General features: G+C 33.5%; 23 protein-coding genes, 1 other RNA gene, 1 pseudogene and 1 other annotated feature. Of the genes and pseudogenes, 19 read left to right on the forward strand and 6 right to left on the reverse strand.

The genetic code is table 11. The annotated features are described in order from the left end of the window. Positions 1-1,361: 1,361 nt before the first annotated feature. Positions 1,362-1,726: a transfer-messenger RNA gene (gene ssrA, locus FHL05_RS06320) on the reverse strand. A gap of 142 nt (positions 1,727-1,868) precedes the next feature. Here ssrA and FHL05_RS06325 point away from each other — a divergent pair. Continuing rightward, positions 1,869-2,516 (forward strand): DUF3862 domain-containing protein, encoded by a 648-nt coding sequence (locus tag FHL05_RS06325; protein ID WP_153386319.1) that lies wholly within the window; start codon positions 1,869-1,871, stop codon positions 2,514-2,516. A gap of 107 nt (positions 2,517-2,623) precedes the next feature. Here FHL05_RS06325 and FHL05_RS06330 read toward each other — a convergent pair whose 3' ends face one another. Next, on the reverse strand, positions 2,624-3,229 hold the full coding sequence (locus tag FHL05_RS06330) for a YitT family protein (protein WP_162000234.1): 606 nt from the start codon (positions 3,227-3,229) through the stop codon (positions 2,624-2,626). A gap of 220 nt (positions 3,230-3,449) precedes the next feature. On the opposite strand from FHL05_RS06330, the gene FHL05_RS06335 reads away from it, so the two are divergent. The 16 genes and pseudogenes from FHL05_RS06335 (at position 3,450) to FHL05_RS06410 (ending at position 17,321) form a co-directional block, all read left to right on the forward strand. Next, a complete protein-coding gene (locus tag FHL05_RS06335) occupies positions 3,450-4,190 on the forward strand; it encodes a DPBB and LysM peptidoglycan-binding domain-containing protein (protein WP_153522296.1) in 741 nt (246 codons plus the stop codon). A 677-nt stretch (positions 4,191-4,867) separates the two neighbouring features. Then, positions 4,868-5,693: pseudogene (locus FHL05_RS06340) on the forward strand (MetQ/NlpA family ABC transporter substrate-binding protein). A gap of 33 nt (positions 5,694-5,726) precedes the next feature. Beyond that, positions 5,727-7,061 (forward strand): M20/M25/M40 family metallo-hydrolase, encoded by a 1,335-nt coding sequence (locus FHL05_RS06345; protein ID WP_153522298.1) that lies wholly within the window; start codon positions 5,727-5,729, stop codon positions 7,059-7,061. Between the two features lie 7 nt (positions 7,062-7,068). Continuing rightward, a complete protein-coding gene (locus FHL05_RS06350) occupies positions 7,069-8,127 on the forward strand; it encodes a methionine ABC transporter ATP-binding protein (RefSeq protein ID WP_153386328.1) in 1,059 nt (352 codons plus the stop codon). 3 nt (positions 8,128-8,130) lie between these two features. Further along, on the forward strand, positions 8,131-8,820 hold the full coding sequence (locus tag FHL05_RS06355; RefSeq protein WP_153386330.1) for a methionine ABC transporter permease: 690 nt from the start codon (positions 8,131-8,133) through the stop codon (positions 8,818-8,820). Continuing rightward, positions 8,820-9,053 (forward strand) — a binding site (T-box leader). (Overlaps the previous gene by 1 nt.) Positions 9,054-9,108: 55 nt before the next feature. After that, a complete protein-coding gene (locus FHL05_RS06360) occupies positions 9,109-9,942 on the forward strand; it encodes a MetQ/NlpA family ABC transporter substrate-binding protein (RefSeq protein WP_153386332.1) in 834 nt (277 codons plus the stop codon). Positions 9,943-9,982: 40 nt separating this feature from the next. After that, on the forward strand, positions 9,983-10,822 hold the full coding sequence (locus FHL05_RS06365) for a MetQ/NlpA family ABC transporter substrate-binding protein (protein WP_153386334.1): 840 nt from the start codon (positions 9,983-9,985) through the stop codon (positions 10,820-10,822). A 118-nt stretch (positions 10,823-10,940) separates the two neighbouring features. After that, positions 10,941-11,759, forward strand: a complete 819-nt coding sequence (locus FHL05_RS06370; RefSeq protein WP_153386336.1) for a helix-turn-helix domain-containing protein — start codon at positions 10,941-10,943, stop codon at positions 11,757-11,759. Positions 11,760-11,858: 99 nt separating this feature from the next. Continuing rightward, complete coding sequence (locus FHL05_RS06375) at positions 11,859-12,050, forward strand: PspC domain-containing protein (protein WP_153386338.1); 192 nt, start codon at positions 11,859-11,861, stop codon at positions 12,048-12,050. An 18-nt stretch (positions 12,051-12,068) separates the two neighbouring features. After that, complete coding sequence (locus tag FHL05_RS06380) at positions 12,069-12,266, forward strand: PspC domain-containing protein (protein ID WP_153386340.1); 198 nt, start codon at positions 12,069-12,071, stop codon at positions 12,264-12,266. A 290-nt stretch (positions 12,267-12,556) separates the two neighbouring features. Beyond that, positions 12,557-13,372, forward strand: coding sequence for a PTS mannose/fructose/sorbose/N-acetylgalactosamine transporter subunit IIC (locus FHL05_RS06385; RefSeq protein WP_153386342.1), 816 nt, complete (start codon positions 12,557-12,559; stop codon positions 13,370-13,372). Then, on the forward strand, positions 13,365-14,165 hold the full coding sequence (locus tag FHL05_RS06390) for a PTS system mannose/fructose/sorbose family transporter subunit IID (protein WP_153386344.1): 801 nt from the start codon (positions 13,365-13,367) through the stop codon (positions 14,163-14,165). The genes FHL05_RS06385 and FHL05_RS06390 overlap by 8 nt, the downstream gene beginning before the upstream one ends. A 50-nt stretch (positions 14,166-14,215) precedes the next feature. Continuing rightward, a complete protein-coding gene (locus FHL05_RS06395) occupies positions 14,216-14,692 on the forward strand; it encodes a PTS sugar transporter subunit IIB (protein ID WP_153385859.1) in 477 nt (158 codons plus the stop codon). Between the two features lie 15 nt (positions 14,693-14,707). After that, positions 14,708-15,547: an SIS domain-containing protein gene (locus FHL05_RS06400; protein ID WP_153385858.1), complete on the forward strand. Its 840-nt coding sequence runs from the start codon at positions 14,708-14,710 to the stop codon at positions 15,545-15,547. Positions 15,548-15,557: 10 nt separating this feature from the next. Continuing rightward, positions 15,558-16,463 carry an N-acetylmuramic acid 6-phosphate etherase gene (gene murQ / locus FHL05_RS06405; RefSeq protein ID WP_162000235.1) on the forward strand — a complete coding sequence of 302 codons (906 nt, stop codon included), beginning with the start codon at positions 15,558-15,560 and terminating at the stop codon, positions 16,461-16,463. A gap of 66 nt (positions 16,464-16,529) precedes the next feature. Continuing rightward, a complete protein-coding gene (locus tag FHL05_RS06410; RefSeq protein WP_153522300.1) occupies positions 16,530-17,321 on the forward strand; it encodes a sulfite exporter TauE/SafE family protein in 792 nt (263 codons plus the stop codon). 153 nt (positions 17,322-17,474) lie between these two features. On the opposite strand, the gene FHL05_RS06415 is transcribed toward FHL05_RS06410, so the two are convergent. From FHL05_RS06415 to FHL05_RS06425, 3 genes are all read right to left on the reverse strand, one after another. Further along, on the reverse strand, positions 17,475-18,479 hold the full coding sequence (locus FHL05_RS06415; protein WP_153522302.1) for an NAD-dependent epimerase/dehydratase family protein: 1,005 nt from the start codon (positions 18,477-18,479) through the stop codon (positions 17,475-17,477). 66 nt (positions 18,480-18,545) lie between these two features. Further along, on the reverse strand, positions 18,546-19,343 hold the full coding sequence (locus FHL05_RS06420; protein WP_153385854.1) for an HAD family hydrolase: 798 nt from the start codon (positions 19,341-19,343) through the stop codon (positions 18,546-18,548). Between the two features lie 140 nt (positions 19,344-19,483). Continuing rightward, positions 19,484-20,212 (reverse strand): DUF554 domain-containing protein, encoded by a 729-nt coding sequence (locus tag FHL05_RS06425; protein ID WP_153385853.1) that lies wholly within the window; start codon positions 20,210-20,212, stop codon positions 19,484-19,486. A gap of 114 nt (positions 20,213-20,326) precedes the next feature. Between FHL05_RS06425 and FHL05_RS06430 the strand changes: the two genes are divergently transcribed. Next, positions 20,327-21,178, forward strand: a complete 852-nt coding sequence (locus FHL05_RS06430; RefSeq protein WP_153522304.1) for a LysR family transcriptional regulator — start codon at positions 20,327-20,329, stop codon at positions 21,176-21,178. Positions 21,179-21,194: 16 nt separating this feature from the next. Next, the gene (locus FHL05_RS06435; protein ID WP_162000236.1) at positions 21,195-23,534 is read left to right on the forward strand and encodes a UvrD-helicase domain-containing protein; all 2,340 of its coding nucleotides are present in this window, start codon (positions 21,195-21,197) and stop codon (positions 23,532-23,534) included. Here the strand turns inward: FHL05_RS06435 and FHL05_RS06440 are convergent. Next, the gene (locus FHL05_RS06440) at positions 23,524-23,703 is read right to left on the reverse strand and encodes a hypothetical protein (RefSeq protein ID WP_153385850.1); all 180 of its coding nucleotides are present in this window, start codon (positions 23,701-23,703) and stop codon (positions 23,524-23,526) included. The genes FHL05_RS06435 and FHL05_RS06440 overlap by 11 nt on opposite strands. Positions 23,704-23,874: the final 171 nt, after the last annotated feature.

Genomic DNA, 23,874 nt, shown 5'->3' on the forward strand with positions numbered 1-23,874 from the left:
TGGTACAACCGTAAAAGAATTCACAGTGCTTTAAGCTATATGACCCCTAAGCAATTCGAAGAAACCAACGGCTTCAGTTTGTTAAATTAAGAATAGAGTTCGTGTCCGAGGATTTGACTTAAGTCCAATCAATTAAATTAATGAAAGTTGTTTTTTAGGAATCTTAATAAATAGTAAAATTTAAAAATACAATTGAAGTTGTTGAATGATTCATTTTTTTAAATTTGATAGATAATAGAAAAAATATGATGTCATGCTTATGGGCTAAAAGATAATAAGTAGGGTGCGTATATTCGATTTATAGGAAGTTTACTATACCTTTATAAATTGCCACTGTTCTAGAGGTAGGCTATTAAATAGATTCTACCAAAAATGATGTGATCATTAGAGTTGCTTTTCCGTGGGTACGATGTGTTAAAAGTCTACTTATTAATAAAGGATGTATTTGAATTGTTATATATATTAGGTTTTAACCATTCGTTACCTGTATAAATGGGGTATTGATTCTTTAAATTTTACAATTACGCATTTTAAATGCTTAGATCCACCTAATTGCAAAAAAATATTACGGTTTAATTTTTAAACGATTCTCTTTATTGTCACTTAATAAAAATATCGTTGTGGAGCGTATTCTATGGTCAAGTATGTTGGGCAAGTAAGATAATTTGACTGTATTCGTAATTTAATTGAACTGGTAAAAGTGAATAAGAGTGTCATCCTTAGTAAAAAGATACTAAGGTTTTTTTATTGTGGTAGCTATCTTTTTGTTGCTTAGTTAGTACTTCAAGGATTCATAACATCATATGTCAGGCACCCCCTGATTGGTGCGGTAGCGGTATGATCACAAATTTATTATTGTTGATTACTTTGAAATTAAGGAAATAATAAGGACTGGTATTTTTTTAAGTAGTTTAATGAATATTATTTAAAGTTTACAAAGTGAATGCCATGTTTTTACCATTATTATCACGATTCCATGATGAACTACATCAAACATTTATTTTAGTGAATGATCGTTATTCATATTGAGGTCGTTAGCTATGATCACATATTTTCTTGCAATGAATTAGGTTATAAATTATCTTGGTTCCTAAATCTGAATATGTTGGAGAAATTTAACCATTGATGATTAATTAAATTTAAAGTTATATGGTTGTTTTGGAAACAAAAAAAAACCATCACATAAGAAATGTGATGGCACCCGCCCAACCAGTAAAATTATTTATAGTTCGTTGATATGTTTTTGATATGCAAAATGATATGCACTGATATGTTTTATTTGAAATTTAATTAACTTCAGAAAATAAAAAAGCCAGTAATACCAAGGCTTTTAAGCCCTGATAAAACTGGTTGATTTCCTATTATGGAGGTGAGGGGAATTGAACCCCTGTCCAAGCATAATGCTATGCAAGCCTCTACACTCATAGTTGTATCATTTGAAGTTTCGCCATCATGAACGCCATACAACCAGGCTAGCCACAATGACTATTCCGATAATCTCTTTTTAACTATTCAGAATGCACAGTTAAACGTAGCCCAATTAATTTGAGACCCGATTCTAACCCTTGGGCGAAGCTAGAGCGGATCACGCTTAGACTGTTTTTAGGCAGCTAATGCGTAAGAATTATTATTTTTTGCAGTTATAATAAACTGTGTGTTTTTAAGGGACACAAGGCCCTAAGTGCAGCCTGCACGCTACTACACATGTCGAATCCAGAACACCCCCAAAGTGTCCACTAGTAATAATAGCGAACTTTCCTTTTTTTAGCAAACCAAACGATTAAATTAAAAATAAATATTGATACTAAAAAGGTGTTGTTTGGCATAAAAATTGTTAAAATGTTGGGTGTAGATGGAGGAATGAAAATATGATAGAAAAGAACGAGAAGAAGCCTTTCTACAAAAGAAACTGGTTCTGGATCACGATTTTTTCTATTTTTATAATAGTTTCGGCTACAACTTATTTTGCTAATTTCTCTGGCTATCAGGGTAAAGCTGATCAAGCATCAACTAAACAAAGTAAGAGTTTAACCAATGAATCGACGAAAAAGAATCCTAGTTTAATTCAAAAATATAATTCTATTAAAACGGGAAAGCGTGGCTTTAGTAAGAAAGCTATTATGGACCTTCTGGGTCAGCCTAGTTCGATGCAACAGATTGAAGCTGGTGCAGATTTGTATAGTTTAACTTGGGACAGTACTAGTGACAATAATAATGTTACTATTCAAGTTACTGTTCAAAATAACAAAGCAATTGCAAAATCTATTCAAGGTTTGGATATAGATAGGAAGAAACTATTAACTTTGGATGATTTTAAACAACTTCAAATTGGTGATAAGTACAATCAGGTTCTTGATGTCTTAGGTGATCCTGATGAATATTCTGATGTAGATGGAATCAAAACTTTAGTCTACGAATCAGACTTGGCACAGGCAGATCCGGAATTGGATGCAGTTATCAAAATAGATATTTCAAATAATAAAATTATTTCTGAAAATCAGCAAAATCTCAAATAAAATTTAAAAAAAGCCGTTAACTAATCAATAAAATTAGTTAATGGCTTTTCTTATGAAATGAAAAAGGTGCATATGTCAAAACACAATCTGCTTTGATATGTGCGCCTTTATTGTGTAACCAAGTTTCTCTGTCGGAGTGTTCCAAAGACTTTAATAGCGAGACTTGAAATTCCAACTGACATGACTGCTAATAAGAATGAGGTCATATCGGCTAAAACTATGTTACCGATACAAACGATACCGTCAATAATGAATAAACTTATGTATTTATCAATACCAAAATTCTTATGAATTATCATAGGCGGAACGGTTGTACCACCACTGGACATGTTTAAAGTATATAAAATTGCAAGTCCAATTCCAAAAATGATACTTCCTACTATTATAGAAACCAGTCGGCTACTAGGAATCAAGTTGTAGACAGGAGTTATATATAGGAGGAAAGGCAATAGGAAACTTCCAAGTGTTAATTTAATGGTTGTTTGTCTATCTAAATGTAAGTAAGCAAGTACTAGCATCACAATATTTATGACAAGAACCGAGATGAAGGTTGGGATTTTCCATCCTGCTTGCAAGAGTATAGCAATTCCGGTGGCTCCACCAGCTGCAATACTATGCGGTTCGAAGAACATATTTAAACTAAATGCGATAAGTTCCAACGCAACTAACATTATTAGTAGTTTTGAGGACAATCTTGTTTGTTTTTTCTTCATATATATAACTATATCATGAATATATCTCCACATCAATAAAAGTCCAAATTACCTTAATTTTTGCTTAAAAAAATAATATTTCATGAGTATTACTTAAATTACATAAAAATCCTAAATTGTAACTTGCAAGTCGTTGTCATGTAATACTGAGCTGTTAGTATAACATCATAGCAATTGAGAGAGAGCTAAACAATATTAAATATAAGGATGTAATTAATTCATGAAAAAAGTTTTATCTATCGCTTTATTAAGTACAATGGTTTTGACAGGAGTTCTTGCTTCAGGTAACACAACAGCTCAAGCCGCTGTTACAAATGGAAACAAGGCCACAGTTGAAAAGGGTGATACTTACAAGAGCATTGCTGAAGCTAACGGAATTAGTATCTCCGCTCTGGAACAAGCAAATGGCCGTGAAGTCGGCGGATTTGACTTGATCTTCCCAGGTGAAACAGTAACATTGCCTGGCGCTACAAATACTGCTACAACTAATAATACAAATACAACACAACAACAAAATACAGCATCACAAACTCAACAAAATACAGCATCACAAACTCAACAAGATACACAACAACAAAATACAGCTTCACAAACACAACAAAGTACAGCACAAACTGATACAGCATCACAAGCACAACAAAACGTAACAAACTCAACTGCTAATACACAAGCAACTTCATCTACAACAGGAACTTCACAAGGAACATTTAAGATTTCCTTCTATGATCCAGCTGTCTTAGGTTCAAACATGGGTTACTCCGGTGTTGCCGCTAACCTATCAGTATTCCCTAAGGGTACACAATTGAAGATTACTCTATCTGATGGTACCGTACTATACAGAACTGTTAATGACACAGGAACATTTGCTAACTCAAACTCACAACAACTAGACGTTGCTATGCCAAGTTCACAAATTCCTTCATATGGTGTTACAACAGCTTCAGTTGAAGTATTATCATAATTTAGAAAATAGAATATAGATGATTGCAAGAAAAGATTTCCCATTGATTTGGGAGGTCTTTTTTCTTAGCAATTAATTAATTTTTCTAATTAATGTTGTGAGGATAATGTAATTTATTTATTTTTTATTTAAAATGTCAAAATAATTTATCGTTATAAAAGGCGTAACGCTAGTGTTGCCAAACACTTGCAATATCGGCTTTTTTATAAAAGAAGATTATAAATAACACTTGGCATGAAAATATAAAATTAGAAAGTTAGTAAAAAAATCTGATTTTTATGGATTGACATTTTAAAATTTAGATTGTATTATCTAACCAACGATTAACAAAAGATATTTATTAAACAATTTGATCGGGGGAAGTAATTCAATCCCGTTTGTACAGAAAACCTCTATTTGCTGAGATGAGGGCAACGACTTGAATGAAAATGACCCGTGATTGGTGCGCTGAATCCTTTTTTGGATAAAGATGCAATGGCCGGTACCCTTTACAGTACACGCGTATAGAATTTTTGTACGTTGTTGAGGAAATAAGTGTAAGCTTATTTCGAATTAGAATGGTACCGCGCTTAGCCGCTTCTAAATTTGAACAGAAATGTTCATTATTTAGAAGCGGCTTTTTTTATTTAATAAATAAATTAAGTTGGTTAAGTATTAGTTTAAGGTGGGAGAAAGATATGAGTAAATTTAAGAAATATAGCAAGGTTATATTATTAGCCTTTACCGCATTATTTATTTTCGTATTAGCTGGCTGTGGCAACCAAAATAGTGGCAAAACAGTTAAAGTTGGTATCAATCCTTCAGATGAGGAAATTTGGAAAGTTGTTCAAAAGAAAGTTAAGAGCGAAGGTATCAATTTAAAGATTCAAACTTTCAATGATTACAACCAACCAAATACAGCTTTGAACCAAGGATCAGTTGATATTAATGCTTATCAACATACTGATTTTCTAAATTCTTGGAATAAAGCACACAAAACAGATTTAGTTTCAATTGGTAAGACAGTTATTCAACCAATGGCTTTATATTCTAAGAAGATTACTAAACTGAGTCAGTTAAAAGATGGCGATAAGATTGCTATTCCAAATGATGCTTCTAATGAAGCTCGTGCATTACAATTGCTAGAATATAATAAGATTCTAAAATTAGATGATAGCAAGACATTACCATCAACTAAGGATATTACAGAGAACAAATTAAACTTGAAATTCACTACTGTTGATGCTGCACAAACAGCTCGTGTCATGGGTGATGTAAACTGCATCAATCGTTAACGGAAATGTTGCAAGTGATGCTAAATTGAATCCTAAGAAAGCTGTTGTTACTGAAAAGATTAACAAGAACTCAATTCCTTGGATCAACATTATTGTTACTCAAAAGAAAGATAAGAATAACAAGACTTACAAAAAGGTTGTTAAAGCCTTCCAAACTAAAGCAGTTGCTAAAGAAATCAAGAAGGTTTACGGCGGTAATGAAATTCCAGCTTGGAACGCAAAGCTTTAATAATTAGGTGTTAAAAAATGAGGAGGTTTTCTAATGTCACAATTATCAGATCCAGCAATTCAGAATTCGATTGAAGATTTAAAGAAATATATCGCACTACCATCCGTTTCAGCAAAGAATCAATCTATTACTGAGACAGCCGAATTCCTCAAAAATCCTTTAGAAGATTTTGGAGCCGATGCCACAATTTGGAACGAATTTGAATATCCAGTCGTCTTTGCGGAGGCAAAGCCAAAGGAGCCAAGTGATACCACGATTCTGATTTACAATCACTACGATGTTCAACCAGAAGAACCACTTGAACTTTGGAATTCAGATCCTTTTGAATTAAAAGTAACAGATGATAAATTTATCGGACGTGGAGTTTCCGATTGTAAAGCTGACTTAATTAGTCGTATCACAGCTTTAAAGATTTATCGTCAAGAACATGGCGACTTGCCTTGCAACATCAAATTCTTAGTTGAGGGACAAGAAGAAGTTGCTAGTCGTCACTTGGAAGATTACTTGAAGAAGTATCAAGACAAGTTGTCAGCTGACTTGATAATCTGGGAGTCAGGTTATAAAAATGAAGAAGAACAATTTAACTTTACTGGTGGTAACAAAGGTGTTCTTTGTTTTGAACTAGAAGCTACTTCAGCTAATATTGATTTGCATTCATCGTTTGCTGCAGTTGTTGACAGTGCTTCTTGGAGATTAGCTCAAGCATTAGATGCTTTGAGAACTCCAGAAGGCGACATTAAGATTCCAGGATTTTATGATGATGTTGTTGAACCTACTCAAATAGAAGTTGATTTAGTTAATAAAGCTATCACACCAGATTTAAAGAAAAAATGGGATTTACAAGTTCCATTGTTGAAGAACAAATCGGTTAATTACAATTTAACTTTCAATCCTACTATTAATATAGAAGGAATTAGCAGTGGTTGGGAAGGTGAAGGTGTTAAAACCGTCACTCCTAAAGCAGCTAAGGCAAAATTGGAATTCCGATTGGTTCCTAATCAAGATCCACATGATTTATTTGATAAACTAACAAAATATCTAAACGACCAAGGATTTAAAGATATCAAAGTTAAGTATTTGCTTGGTGAAAAAGGATATCGTTGGGACCTAAACAGTCCAATCGTTGATAAATTGATTGGAACTGCTAAAGATTTCTTCGGTGGTGAAGATAAGGTTGAAGCTTTACCATCAAGCCCTGGTACTGGTCCAATGTATCTCTTGAACGAGTACACACATGCATCAATTATTTCAACTGGTGTCAGTTATTCTAAGGCTGGCAACCATGCACCAAACGAAAATATTAGAATTCAAGACTACTTAGATTTCATTGATTTCTTTGATCAATTCTTGGGTAAACTAAGGGAGTAATTATTAAATGGCAGAACAAAATGGGATAATTCAGCTAAAAGATATTGATGTCACTTTCAATAATGAAGAGAAAACGATTGAAGCTGTTAAAGATGTTTCTATCAATGTTAATAAAGGTGACGTCTTCGGAGTAATTGGTTACTCTGGTGCCGGAAAAAGTACTTTGGTTCGTGTAATTAATTTATTGCAGAAACCAACTTCAGGTACTGTTATTGTAAATAATCAAAATCTTACGGAATTAAATCAAAAAGATTTGCGTAAGGCTCGTCGAAATATTGGGATGATTTTCCAACACTTCAACTTGATGAATTCATTAACAGTTTATGGAAATGTTGATTTTCCATTACGTGATTCTGGTTTAAGTAAAGCTGAACGTAAAGAAAAAATTGATAAGTTGCTAGATATTGTTGGTTTGGGAGACCGTGCCCAAAACTATCCATCACAATTATCTGGTGGTCAAAAACAACGTGTTGGTATTGCTCGTGCTTTGGCAAATGATCCAGAAATTTTGATTTCTGATGAAGCTACAAGTGCTTTGGACCCTAAGACTACTACCGAAATTTTGAATCTGTTGGGTCGCTTGAATCGAGAACTTGGCATCACAATTGTAATCATCACTCACGAAATGGACGCTATCAAGCAAATCTGCAATCGAGTTGCCGTTATGGAAAGTGGTCAGTTGATTGAAGAAGGCAGTCTCTTATCAATTTTTGGTAATCCAAAGGAACAATTGACAAAAGACTTCGTTAATACTTCAACTCATATTGGTTCAGTCCTTGACGAAATCAGAGATAGTGGAACTGTTGATAAATTAGCTGGTCGTTTGATTGAACTCAATTACATTGGCGATTCTACCAATGAACCAATCGTTGTTGAATTGTACAAACGTTTTAAAGTTGAAGCTAACATTTTGTTCAGTAACATTGAAAGATTACAAAATACCACTGTCGGAATCATGTTGTTTGCTTTAACGGGTGATGACGACAATGTGGAACAAGCTATCCAATATTTGAATAGTTTGAACGTTAACGTTAAAGAAGTCAGTTTAAAGAAAGAGGGCGAATAGTTCATGGCAGATTTAGTAAATAAATTTCTTCCTAATGTTGTTGCTAACTGGGAAGGAGATAACGGCTTCGTAGTTGCCATTTGGCAAACACTTTATATGACATTTGTCAGTGCATTATTTGCCGGTATTATCGGTATTATCTTGGGAATTTTGTTGGTAATCACAGCTGATGATGGAATCACGCCACATAAGAATTTTTATAACTGTTTAGATAAGTTAGTCAATCTATTCAGATCAATTCCATTCATCATCTTGCTAGCGGTTATCGGACCCTTCACCAAGTTGATTGTTGGACAAACGATTGGACCTACAGGTGCCTTAGTTCCATTGGTCATCGGTACATCTCCATTCTTTGCTCGACAAGTTCAATTAGCTCTAGTTGAAGTCGATCACGGGGTGATTGAAGCGGCTGAAGCTATCGGTCTTTCACCAATTAAAATCATTTTTAGAGTTTACTTGCGTGAAGGTATGCCGGAGTTGATTCGTTCTGGAACTTTAACAATCATTAGTTTGATTGGACTAACTGCCATGGCTGGTGCTGTTGGTGGTGGTGGTCTTGGTAACATGGCCATTTCCGTTGGTTATCAACGGTTTGAAAATGATGTTACTATCGTCTCTATGTTATTCATTCTGGTACTGGTCTTTGTCATTCAAGGAATTGGTGACTTTGCCGTCCGGAAGTTGGAACACTAGATAACAATTTGATCGGAAGAGTAGGTTACCTACCACAGTCTGTACAGAAAGCCTTGGTTGTTGAGATGAGGTCAGACTTGTAGCTGAAAATGATCCGTGATTGGTATCTCCGATACTTAGGGGATAATGGTTGGTACCCATTAAAGTACACACATGTAATTACATGTTATTGAGGAAAGTAGATGTGAATTTACTTTCGAAATAGAATGGTATCGCGCAAAGGCGCTTCTATCTTAGACAATTATTTGTCTAGTTAGGAGCGTCTTTTTATGTTGAGGAGGAGTAAGAATGAAAAATAGAATAAAAGGGTTAGTGTTGTTAGTTGTTGCTACATTTAGTTTATTTGTCTTAGCTGCTTGTGGAAATACTCAAGCCAGCAGTAATAAGGATACGACAGTTAAAATTGGAGTAACTGGTTCAGATGATCGAGTTCTTCAAGCTGTTGCTAAGAAAGTCAAAAAGGAAGGCATCAATATTAAAATCGTTGAATTTTCAGATTACAATCAACCCAATACCGCTTTGCAACAAGGTGAAATTGATCTGAATGCCTTTCAAACTGTTACATTCCAAAATGATTGGAATAAAAAGCACCATACAAACATTGTTTCTCTTGGTTCAACCGTGATTGCTCCAATGTCACTTTTTTCAAAGAAAATAACTAAGCTCAGTCAAATTAAGGAAGGCGATAAGATTGCTGTTCCTAACGATGCCACAAATGAAGGTCGTGCACTTCAATTGCTTGAAAGTGCTGGCTTGATTAAGTTAGACAACAAGAAGATTCCTAATTTGAAAGATATCACTGAAAATAAGCTTAATTTACAAATCTCAGCTTTGGATGCTGCTCAAACAGCTAAATCGCTTGAAGATGTTACAGCATCAGTCGTTAACAGTGGAGTTGCTAACGATGCTAAATTGAATTTAAATAAGGCACTTTATCGTGAAAAGATCACTGCTAAGTCAAAGCCTTACGTAAATATTATTTCAGCTAATGCTAAAGATAAAAATAATAAAGTTTACAAGAAGATTGTCAAAGCATATCAATCAAAAGATATTGCCAAAGTAATTAATGATGAATACCATGGTTTCGAAAGTCCAGCTTGGAATTATAAAGTCTTAAATTAAGGGATTAAATAATATATATCTTGGAGGATAAAGGATAATCATGCTAAAGAATAAAATTAAGGGAATATTACTAATGTTCATTACCGCACTTAGTTTATTCGTTTTAGCTGGTTGTGGGGGCAATCAGTCAAGTAAGCAAAGTAAAGAAAAGGTTGTTAAGGTTGGAATTTGTGGATCAAATGATCCAGAATTAGAGAAAGTTGCAAAGAATTTGAAGAAAAAAGGTATAAAAATCAAAATCGTACAATTTTCTGATTACAGTCAACCTAATACAGCACTAGCTAATGGGGAAATCGATATGAACGATTTCCAGACGTATACTTTTCAAAGTGATTGGAACAAAAAGCACAAAACTAATATTGTTTCAATCGGCGAGACAGTGGTTGCTCCGATGTCTCTATTTTCAAAAAAGATTAAAAATATTAAACAATTGAAGAAAGGCGATAAAGTTGCCATTCCCAATGATGTTACTAATGAAGGTCGAGCCTTGCAATTACTTCAAAGTGCTGGTTTGATTGAATTGAATAACAGGAAGATTCCTAGTTTAAGAGATATTACCAAGAATAAAGTTGGTATCAAGATTTCATCTCTAGATGCTGGTCAAACTGCCAAATCTCTTGATGATGTGACAGCCGCTTGTGTTAATAGTGGTGTTGCCAGTGATGCAAAACTTAATCCACAAAACGCAGTCTATCGTGAAAAGATAACTGCTAAGTCAAAACCTTATGTAAATATTATTTCTGTTAATGCTAAAGATAAAAATAATCCGACATATAATGAAATTTCAAAAGCATATCGTACAAAAGAAATTGCTGCTTTAATTAAAACGGAATTTCACGGATATGAAAAAGCCGCTTGGACTTATAAGGTCTTACAATAAAATATTTGATTGATTTAAAGAATGATATCTGCTTGGTATCATCCTTTTTTTGTGCAATTATTTAAATTTTAATCTAAAATTGAAGTAGGTAATTAAAAGTAGAAGTCAGGGATAAGATATGAAAAATTTAGGGATGGTTTTAAAGGAATTACGTCAAGAAAAGAAAATGACTCAAAAGGAATTGGCTGATGGTATTTGTGCGCAATCAATGTTGTCAGCAATTGAAAATGATATTTACGTCCCCAATGCTAATCTGTTGATCAATTTGGTTAATCGTTTGGAAGTCGACTTGAATGAAATCAGTTTGGCGGTTAATTTCAAAATTAGTCAAAACGATAAAATTAATGAAATTGTCGACAAGTTGTGTAACGCACACCAATATCAACAACTCTTAAACTTTTTGAATCAAAAAGATGTTCTTGATAATTTAGAAACTTCTAAGCAAATTCAGGCTTACTATTATTATTTAGGCGTGGCTCAGCTGCAAACTAATGCAATCGATGAGGCTTTGAAGTCTTTGAGATTATCTTTGGCAGAAATTAATCATCTTCATTTAACGACTATTTCACGTTTAGCTTATTTAGCCATTGGTTATATTTATGCTCTCCAAAACAAACGCACTGCGGCTGTGGATAACATTGATTTAGCTTTTCGTAATTGGAATGAATTTTCTTATGACGAAAATCAAAATATTATTTATTATCTGACAGCTTTGATTTATTTCAAATTGAACGATTATCAAAATTCGACGGCTTACTTGATTGATGGGATTACGTTTATTGCTAAACACGATTCGCACTATATGTTAGCTAATTGCTACTTTTTGATGGCACGTTTGGCACAAGAGGCTCATCAAGATGACGAACGGTTGGAAGCTCATGGACGTAAAGATTTATTCAGTGAATTGTATAATGAACAAATTTTTAAGGACTTTTAATTTTAGTGACGAATTTGTAAGTCAAATGTAAGTCCATTAAATGTACTATTGTCAAAAAATAAATTATTATATATTTATAGATAAAGGGGGAAACAACTTATGCACATACCGATTAAACGTTCACAAAATAATAAACTTATTGCTGGTGTTTTAGGAGGTCTATCCGAGCATTTTGGCTGGAATCCTGCCATTGCAAGAGTTCTTTGGGTACTATTAAGTTTGGCACTGACAGCAGTAGGAATTATTGGTTACTTAGTTCTTTGGCTCTTAATGGAAAATCCAGATTACTAAATATTGGAGGATAAGAAAATGCATATTCCCGTAAAAAGATCTCAATACGACCGCATTTTAAGTGGAGTGATTGGTGGCCTTTGTAATCATTTTGATTGGAATCTTACTTTGGGACGAATCATTTATGTACTACTAACATTGACACCTGTTTTCCCAGGTATTTTAGTTTATTTGGGTTTATGGCTCTTGATGGAAAAACCTGATGATGTTCAATAGAAAATGACTCATAAATTACATACTTTGTGATTTATGAGTCATTTTGGGTTCTAAACTTTTTGGTGTTGATTTATTCAGCAACACCAAAAAGTTTAGAACTGATTATATATAGTTTCATAATTTTACAAATTGTATTAAATTATGAAACTATTATTTTACTTAATAGTGAAACAAAAAATCATAAATTTTGAAAATTTATAAAAATATGAAAAAGTGTTGCATTTATGTATAAAAGCTTATATAATTCGAATTGTGGTAAGCGATTACAAAATAAAAAGGAGATAATTATCATGACAGTTTCTTTAGGTATTATTATTGTTTTATGTATCTATGTAAGTTTAGCTGTATTGGATCAAATATCCCTTCAGCTTGGACCATATTCGCCTTTATTTGGTGGAGCTTTAACAGGTCTTGTCATGGGTGATCTTAAAACGGGATTAATGGTTGGTGCTACATTACAATTGATGACTTTAGGAGTTGCAACATTTGGTGGAGCTACAGTACCAGATTTCTTAACAGGTTCTGTTATGGGAACAGCCTATGCAATCCTAGCTAATAAAGGAGCATCTTATGGGATTGGTCTTGCAGTTCCAATTGGATTGCTATTAACTCAAACTGATATTTTAGCTCGTATGGCTAATACGTATTTTCAACATCGCGCAGATAAATTTGCTAGTGATGGAAATTGGAAGAAAGTTGAAATGCAAAATATTTGGGGTATGATACCTTGGATTGTTTCACGAATTTTACCAGTTGCTATTGGTTTATTCTTTGGTCAAAGTGTTGTTTCAGCAATTAATAGTTTTATTCCAATGTGGTTTATGGATGGATTAAAGACAGCAGGAACTATCCTTCCTGCTATGGGAATTGCAATTTTGATGCGTTATCTTCCAATTAAAAAATATTTTCCATTTTTCATTATTGGTTTTGTTTTAATGGCTTATGGAGGAAAGAACTTTTCCATTCTGGGCTCAGCACTTGTTGGGTTAGCTATGGCTGCAATTTATGTTATTTTTAAAAATAATCCTTCAGAGCATTCAAGTTCCTCTGGAAAAGGAAACGAAGAAGATAATTCTGACGATGACGAGGTAGAAATTGATGACTAAACTAACTGATAAAGACATAAAAAAGGTTTATTGGCGTAATCTTTTTGGACTTCAATGGGGATGGAATTATGAAAGAATGCAAGGCCTTGGTTATTCATGGGTTGTTATGCCAGCATTAAAAGCTCTTTATAAAAATGATGAAGAGGCAATGAAAACAGCTTTAAAAACACAATTGGGATTTTTTAATACTAGTCAACCAATGTCTCATTTGATTATTGGAGCTGATCTTGGTATTGAGGAAAAAACAGGTATGAATGATCCAGAGGCAATTGTTGGTTTAAAAACAGGTTTAATGGGCCCATTTGCAGGCGTTGGAGATACTATATTTCTGGCTATTTATAGGGCGATTGTGTTTTCAATTGCATCATACATGGCTCTTTCAGGATCTGCGTTAGGACTATTATTACCTATAGTAGCCGGCCTGGCTATCCTTTGGCTAAGATATAAGTTTACTTGGATTGGATATCGTCAGGGAACAAAGTTGGCAACAGAGTTTGCTGGACGTATGAAAACACTGACAGAAGGAGCATCAATCCTCGGATTAACAGTAGTTGGAGCTCTTATACCATCAGTCATAACTTATTCATTAGATTTGAAATACAAAATGGGAAAAGTAACATTGAACATCAATGATATGTTAAATCAAATCATGCCTTCATTAATCCCATTGGCTATAGTTATGTTTTCATATTGGTTATTGGGGAAGAAAAAAATGAATTCTACAAGATTAATTTTTGTATTAATTGCACTAGGAATGATTTTGGGAAATTTAAAACGTATTTTTGGAATGTAAATAATTAATTAAATTTAATTAATTAAATTATTTTTGGAGGATAATAAACAATGTCAATAATACATGCAAGAGTAGACGAACGATTAATTCATGGACAAGTTGCAACAGTTTGGACTAACTTATTGGGGGCTAATCGCATTATTGTTGTAAACGATAAAGTGGTTCATGACAAAATGCAAATCAATGCTTTAAAATTAGCACGTCCAACAGGAGTCAAATTGTCAATATTATCAATCAATAAGGGAATAGAAAATATAAAAAATGGTAAGTATGATGACGATAAGGCCTTTTTGATTACTCGTAATATTCAAGATATGAAAAACTTGATAGATGGTGGGATAGGATTAACTCAATTTAATGTGGGAAATATTTCTTCTAAGCCGGGTTCTAAATCTATAAAAAATTCAGTTGCTCTAACACAGGATGATGTGGATGCAATTAATGAATTAATTGGTGAAGGAATTAAAATAACAGCTCAAATGGTTCCAGGTGAAAGCGATGCCTCTATTGCAACGTTTTTAAAATAATAGGCGGTGGTTTATGTGATACTAGAAACGATAGAAGAAAGATATAGATTATTAAGTAAACAACAAAAGTTAGTTGCAGATTTTATTCTTAAAAATCCCAAAAGTGTTATTAATCTGACTTCAAAAGAGTTAGCAAAGAAAAGCGGTGTTTCTTCTGCAACAGCAGTTCGCTTTGCACAACAATTAGGATTAGAAAGCTTTTCAGAATTAAAGATTAAAATAGCCAGTCAACTATCTTCTGGAAAGGCTCCTGTTGAAACTGTTATTGAGAAAAATGATACAACAAAAATAATGTCGGAAAAATTGGAACAGGTTTACGCGTCAACTGTTCAGAAATCATATGCATTAGTTAAAGATAAATATTTAGATAGCGCAGTCAACTTACTCAATAAAGCAAACAATATTCACATTTTAGGAGTTGGTACTTCTGGGTTAATTGCTTATGATCTTTATCATAAATTTAATCGCTACGGTATCTCCACCTATTATGAAACTGATGCACATATGAGCTTAGAATTTCTGACAAATGCTAATGAAAATGATGTAGTTTTAGCAATATCATATTCTGGTAAGACAAAAGAAGTTAATGTTGGTGCTGAGTACGCAAAAAAACATAATATTCCAGTAATATCTATTACTAGAGATGAAGAAACACCGCTTATTAAATACAGCAATGTATGTTTACTTGTACCTGATAATGAAAGAACAGTTCGTGTAGCAGCCATAGCATCTAAGCTTTCTACCATGTATGTAACGGATCTACTTTTTATCAGCGTTATGCAAAAGAGATATGGCAAAATGAAAGAATCGGCAATACGAACGAATCATTTGATAAGTAAATTGAAAGATGATTAGGAGAATAAATATGGATTTAGAAAGTGTTTCAAAGTTAAAGACTGAATCGCGAAATTCTAATACAATAAATATTGGTAGTATGGATGGTTATGAAGTAGCTAAACTTATTAACTCTGAAGATTTTAATGTAGCTGAATCCATAAGTAAAGTAACAGATTCAATAGGCAAGGCCATTGAAGAAGCCTCAGATAAATTTAGCAAGGGTGGAAGGTTAATTTATATTGGTGCTGGAACATCAGGCAGATTAGGTGCATTAGATGCAATTGAATTAACACCAACTTATGGTGTTCCACCTACTAGAGCTTTTGGAATTCTTGCTGGTGGTAAGAAGGCGATGTTTGAAGCTGTAGAAGGTGCAGAAGATTCAGAAAAATTAGCAATTGAAGATTTGAGTAATGTTGGACTATCTAAAAATGATGTTTTGATTAGTCTTTCTGCAAGTGGACGTACTCCGTATGCGCTTGCAGCAATTAAATATGGTGAACGTGTTGGATCTTTAACAATAGCAGTTATTTGCAATTCAGAAAGTCCAATGTCAAAAGAAAGTGACATAGCTATTGCACCTTTAGTTGGCCCCGAGGTCATCACTGGCTCTACGAGAATGAAATCAGGATCGGCACAAAAAATGATACTTAATATTCTTTCCACAGGAATCATGATAAAAAGTGGATATGTATATGAAAATTTGATGATTAATGTACAACCAACAAATGAAAAGTTAGTTTCAAGGTCTATCGGAATAATTGAACAAATCTTAAAGGTAACAAGTAAAGAAGCAAAGCAGATTTTTGAAGATTCACATGGCAATATTGCCATTGGTCTTATTATGAAGAAATTAGGCCTTTCATATGATGATGCCCAAAAAAAGTTTATTAAAAATAAGCGAAATATTCACAGAATTGTAGGGATAAAATGATTTGATAAATAAAAAAGCGCTCTTACCCTAATTACGGTGTGGGCGTATTTTTTTTGGAGTGATGATATGAATAAAACAGTTTTATATATATTAATAATTGTATTTTCCAATACCATCGGTGCTATATCTGGAATGGGTGGTGGAGTGATTATAAAACCAGTATTGGATGCATTTAGTGGTGATCCTTTAATTGCAATCAATTTTTATTCTAGTTTTGCTGTTTTTATTATGTCAATTGTATCAACATTTAAGAATGCAAAAAAAGACATTGAAATAAATTGGTGGGAAATATTATATTTATCAATGGGGTCTTTGATTGGAGGTAAATTTGGTGATTGGATTTTTATGTATTTAAAAACACTTTTGAAAAGTGATAATATATTGAATTTAGTACAAATAATTATAGTGATTATTAGCTTGATTTTAGCTCTAATTTATACAAAAAGTAGTGGCTGGAAATTTTCGAATAAAAAGAAGAATGTATTATTTTTATTAAGTGGTGTTTTTTTAGGTACATTATCAACTTTTTTAGGAATAGGTGGGGGGCCAATTAATGTTGCTCTATTAATTTTCATATTTAATTTTGGCGCAAAAAGAGCAGCAATTTATTCCATCGCATCTATTTTTTTCTCACAATTTATGAAATTAGTATCGCTTACTACATCTTTAACAAAGCTTCCAATTGATTTAAAACTATTACCGTTTATTTTAATTGCTGCGGTATTGGGAGGATATTTAGGATCAACTATTAGTAACAAAGTCTCAAATAAATTTGTCCTAATTTTATACAAAATTGTAGTTATATTTGTCATAGGATTGAATTTTTATAATGGAGTTACAATTTTAAATAAACTTTAGATAAACTTTAGATAAAAATTAAATTAATTAGAAATTCAAAAATTTAATCCTATTGAAAATTTTTTTATTGAAGAATCTGCTTACATATAGTATTTCTTAAAAAATCACATTTAATTATAAGAATTAAATGTGATTTTTTTTATAGGTTAAATATTACTTCAAATCATTTAGCATCTTATCCAAAGCAGCAATGACAGTTTCCTTAGCATCAGTGTATTGATACTGATAAGCATCTTGATATTTTGTATGCATATCAAGAGTATTGTTGATTTTGTTAACATTTTCCTTATAGTAATTGCTATCTTTAGCATTATCTAAAACATCAAGGGCAGTTTGAGCATCAATGATTGGTGTCATCTTGCCAAAAAGTGCTTTGATTTGTTGGTCATCTAAATGTTCTTTAACAATTTGGACCAATTGGCTGAGCATCATCGTAAATCCTTTGCCGAGAATTCTAATATTATTAATATCAGGATTTCCCATTAAAGTTAACTCCAGTTTTGCGATATCGCGAACATCGACACTGTCCATTTGTGAGTCAATCATCGGATTGCCGTTTTTCAAATAAGCGGGAATCATATCATGGTTCCAAGCTAAAAATGATGGCCCGATAACATTGGTAGGGTGGACGATAACGTAATTAATTCCCAGGTTTTCACACCATTGAGTAACAGTTCTCTCTTCAGCCAATTTCATTACGCCCCAAATATTATCCGGATCGATAGCAGAATAATCACTTTCATCATATTCAGTGATTTCCGGATTCATATGACCGCTGCCAATCGCGCCAACTGAACCAAGATGAACGATTTTTTCAACTGTTCCAGCTTGTTTGATAGTTTGCATGACATTATTTGCCATCATTGTTTTAGTGACGATATAGTCAGTAGTTGTTTTTTCCTTACCTGTGAATGCGGCGGTATCGTTAAAGACCCATTTAGCATCTTGCATAATTTCCGTTAGTTTATCATTATCACTGAGGACATCGATATCAACTAAATTTAAATCAGGTAAAACATCTTTTAAGGCAGCAGCTTTTTTAGAGTTGGTAAAACTACCAAAAATGTTCTTGTAGCCGGCATCAGATAAGTCTTTAGCTAACCAACTGCCCATATATCCTGTGATTCCAAGGACAACGATTTTATTTTCCTTATTCATAAAATAATCCTTTCCAATCAAATTTTATCTTAAGCTTAATCCCTAAAGTTAACTTCAAGTCAAGAATTAATCAGCAAAATCAAAGATTTCAGCAATTTCACTGAGGACTCCATCATGCTCATTGTCATCATGAGAGATTCTGTCAGCGGCTTCTTTAACAGAGTCTTTGGCATTTTTCATAGCCACACCAATTCCTGATTCTTTAATCATTTCTAAATCATTAGTATTATCGCCAAAAGCTAATACATTGTCTAAAGAAATATTTTCTAACTCACAAAGATGTTTCAGACCGATAGCTTTATTGATATGTGGACTCATGATATCAATCGTACCAAAACCACTGACGGCAGCATAAATAGTATCTTGATAATGGTCGTTCAAGAATTTAGTTGCGTCATCGAGATCAGTATGATTTAGCTGAATATTAATTTTGAAAATATCGTCTTGAACTTTAGATAAATCATCGACGCAAACTAGATTATTAATATGGTACAAAGGAAGTCCCACACTAGTTTCTGCATAGCTGGCTTTTTTACCAGAAAGAGAAATTGCCTTTAAATCAAGATTTTTAGGTAAGCTTGTGATTAAACTGTTAATAATTTCTTTAGGCATAGTTTTTTCATAAAGCGTTTTTTCTTTTGAATAAATTTGTGAACCATTTTCTGCAATGAAGAGGTCGATTTTTGGTGAATCGGTAAAAATTTTTTCCAAGTGGTCACGGTTATTGCCACTAGCAACGGCAAATTTAACATTTTGCTGATGCAATTTATCTAAATAATTATTTAAACGTTTTTTATCATAATGGTGTTTAGAATCAAATAATGTTCCATCAATATCAGTCGCAATTAATTTAATTTTTTTCAAAAGGTTGCCTCCTCAAATAATTTGTGCCCTCAAATTAAATCTTACCTGTTATCAAATAAATCAGCAATTAAACGGTTACATAAAGCAAATAAAAAAAGAATACTGACATAATTGTCGAGTATTCTTAATAATTATTACTATTATAGTAATGGCAGAATCCAATTAGCCCAGACCCAGCTTAGTGGCATGACCAAAATCATGGCTGGTATCATATCGGCTATCGGGAACATCTTGAGCTTGACCATTCTAAAGCCGGTTGCAAGCATTAAGAAACCACCGCAGGCTTTGAAGTCAAGAATCATATTAGGCGTTGTTAGTGGGAAAATGAATTGCGCTAATAAGAATAAGATAAAGAAGAAAATAAATTGTGGAATAGCAATTACGGAAACAACATAACCCAAGTTGCAAGCAAAGATAGCGGCAGTGAAGAAGTCTAAAATCGTTTTAGAAATCAAAATTGAAGCATCCCCAGTCATACCATTATCCAAAGTACCGTAAATACCTGTACCACTGGCACAAAAGAGCACGATAACTGTGACTAAAGTGTTAACGAAATCTTCGTGAGTCATTCCTGATTCAGAATGTGGGAAAAGTTTTGAGATTGGCTTTTGCATCTCTTCAGCACCCTTGTTGATCAAGTTTCCTAAGTGCATCCAAAGACCAATTCCGGTACCAATAACAAGTGAAAAAATAACGGCTGGCATGTATTTCATAGGAGCGATGGAATAAATCCCCATACCCATTGAACAAACACCAAATATCAATGTGATATCATTTTTGAATTGTTCGCTAAGCTTGTCACCCATAAAGCCACCGAGCAGACCTCCGAATAAGACGGAAGCTGCATTAATAATAACGCCGGTTGGCATAATCGTAATACCCCTTTCAAATAAGAACTAAATACCACTTTAATTTGTGTAGACCGATTTAACAATTCAAAAAATATGATATAGTATTCTAAAATGGAATAGGAAGTATTACGCATGGATTTACACAAGCTAAAAATTTTCGTTGATTTGTCGCACACGCTCAATTACACCGATACAGCGGAAAATTTGTTCACGACTCAAGGTAACATTTCTAAACAAATCCTCGCCATGGAAAAAGAATTAGGCGTATCATTATTCAAGCGTGCTCATCGAAAAATTGAATTGACGCAACAAGGTGAAATCGTTTTGCCTTACGCAAAAAAAGTTATTCAAGATTACAGCGATTTATTAGTCAATTTGAATGATTTTCAAGATGCAAAGAACCTGACGATTGAAATGCACACTATTCCAACCATGCCCAGTTATAAAAGTTTTAATATGATAACGCAATTTTTGCAAAAACATCCTGAAGTTCACATGCAACTGCGAGAAGAGGAGAGTTATAACTTGTTGACCTCTTTAAAAGCCGGTAAGTGTGAAATTATTTTTGCGCGGACATTTGATTTTGACGACGAAAGTTTGGAACGAATCGTAATGGAAGATGATGACTTCGTGGCCGTTTTGCCAAAGAATCATCCTTATGCTGGAGCTGAAAAAATCGACTTGCAGAAGTTAAAAAATGACCGTTTTTTGATTCTTGGTCCAACGACCAATCTTTATGAACCAGTGTTAAAACTTTGCCGAAACGCCGGCTTCAAGCCACAAATCACTTATGAAGGCACGCGGGTAGATTTAATCATGCAAATGGTCCAAAATAATATGGGTATTTCGGTAATGATGGCAAAGACAGCGAGAAATTTTAATAGTGACGAGTTCTCGTTTGTACCATTGACAACTAACATTGCCAATAGTTTGTGTTTCATTCGCTTAAAAGGACAACATTCCAGTGCTAACAACATGTTCTGAAAATATGTTCAAGATAATGTCAAAAGTAGTATTGGGGGATAAACATATCCAAGAATTATCAACAAATAAAATAATCGACCTGATGGAGTCAGGTCTTAATATGAAGTTCTCCGCAGAACAGATTGCCATTTTAAATAATGACTTTACTAAACCATTACTTGTTAACGCCTGTGCTGGTTCAGGTAAGACGACGATTTTTATTTTGATGGCTTTAATTGCCATTGCCAAAGGCAACGCTGAACCAAATGAGATTTTAGGCATCACTTTTTCTCACAAGTCAAAACTTGATATGGGTGAAAGATATGCTAAATTTGTTTCAGAATTAAGTGACATAGGATTAAATTTTTCTAACGGAAAGCCTAAATTTACAACTTTTCACGCTCTGTTTTATCAATTATTGCTGCAAAATCCCGAGTATCGCAGCTCAAAAGTTTTATCGTCGTATCGTTTTTTTGTCAGAGATTTAGCTGATCAAATCAAGCATCCTAGTAACATCATCACCAAAGATGAAATGTTAGCTGAAATGTTTGATTTGAACGATTATTTGATTAACCAAGGATTGACTAGCGATGGCGTTTTGCCTGATAGCGCCGATGGTAATTTAAGTACAGCTATCAAATTGATGGCAAAGTATTCCAGACAAAGTCACGGCGATGAATTCTATTCAGATTACGTCGATGTACTCAATAAATATCAAGATTTAAAACGTCAGAACAGTTATATCGATTTTAACGATATGAAATTATTGTTATTGGAAAGTATGCAGACGCCGGAGTATTTGCAATACTATCAACGAATCATGTCCCGTTTTAAGATTGCTGTGATTGATGAGTTTCAAGATATCGATAATTTGCAATGGGAGATAATTTCCAAATTGCTCAGTCCAGAAACGCTGGCACATCTAATCGTTATTGGCGATGATGACCAGAGTATTTATTCGTTTCGAGGCAGCAATCCCAAGTACATTCTCAACTACAAACGACTTTTGCCTAATGCTCAAAAACATAATCTCTCAACTAACTATCGAACGGGTGAAAAGATTCTGCAAAAGGTTATTCCTCTAATTAAGAAGAATCATGTTCGTCTTGAGAAAAACTTGTTGGCCGCTAAAAAAGATAAAGGTAAGTTCATTCTTTATAGTACGAAAAAATCTGGTTTCAGTGGCGATTCAAAGATGTTGCGTCATTTAGTTAAGCAAATCAACGATCCTAAAATCAATAATAACGATATTGCTATTTTAGTTCGCTATAATTCATCTAGAATGCTCTTGGCTGATTGGTTGGCTAATCAAGAGATTTACGCTGATATCAATAATGCCAGTGCGATTCTTCAAAATAATATCGTTTATCGAATTATAACTGAGTTGATGAAAGCTATGTGGCAGGATAAATACAAGTATTTTTCAAATCAAGCTAACCGAATCGGCTTTAGATCGTATAAGAATCATACTGAAAAAGTTGAAAGCAGTGCTGACGATAAGTTCAATAAATTGAGCAAGTATTTAAAAGCAGCCGACGATTATAATGCTTCGACTAATACGCCTTATAAACGTCATGATGAACGAGTGAAAGTTTACTTCAATAGTATTCAGCGTTTTAAAACTAAGATTTCGGAAACAGATGATGAACAAAAAGCTGCTAAGTTGTCAAAGACGATGATTAAGGATTTATATAAAGCAGCTACGAAGTTGACGGATAGATATTTTGATTACATGGAAGAAAAAAATTTCATGTCTAAGAATGAAGTCAATGACATTAAAAAATATTTGGAAGAAGAATTAGGTCAATATAAAAATATTGATGACTTTTTCTTCGATGAAGAGCATAAAAAAGAAATTCTGTCTGATCGAATGAAACAAGGAAAACAAGAACATCGGATTCAATTTTTATCCTTGCATCAAGCTAAAGGTTTGGAATTCAAATATGTTTATCTTTATGGTTTGACTGATAAAGAAGTCGACCGCCATAGTTTAGCCTTAAACATGTGGTTTCCACCAGAAATGGCAATGGATAAATATATTAAAAAATGGAAGTTAGTTTATAAGGAGCATTATAAGTTTTTAGAAGAAGCTTTAAAGGCAGCCCATATCAACGATTATCGAGATATCACGAACAATAATGCTTTTAATCCTATCAATTTGGATAAGACCTTGAATAAGGATAAAGAGTTCAAGATATTTCATAATTTGTACCAAGAAATTGAGAATTTTTCAGCAATTGTTGAAGAAGAACGAAGACTGCTTTATGTTGGTGTGACACGAGCTCAGCAAGAGTTGAATATTCGGATTGCTCCCGATTCTAATCCTTTAGTTTTTGAATTGAATTTACCTAAGAAAAAGAAACAAACTAAAAAGTAAAATTCAGGTTCTTTCTTAAGTTCGTGTAGGATGTCGTCGTCCGTTCTGCTTTGTGGATGCTGGAACGTACTGGACGCAACTTTAAGCCAATTCCAAGACCGGGAATTGTCTTAAAGATTGGTCTTCTACTAAGCGATAAATCACTAAGTAGAATTTCAGTACTGAGCATCCACAAAGCTGCCACTCCCGACTGGATAACGTTATTTATTATTTATTTCAAACAATTCTAAATCAAAAAACGTCTATCTAGAACGTCTATCTAGATAGGTGCTTTTTGCTCTAAGATATTAAAAATAAAACTACTATCCAGTCCGGAATAGCAAAGCAAATTGGCTCAGAT

This window comes from Companilactobacillus halodurans (assembly GCF_009600995.1).
GTDB classification, from domain to species: domain Bacteria; phylum Bacillota; class Bacilli; order Lactobacillales; family Lactobacillaceae; genus Companilactobacillus; species Companilactobacillus halodurans.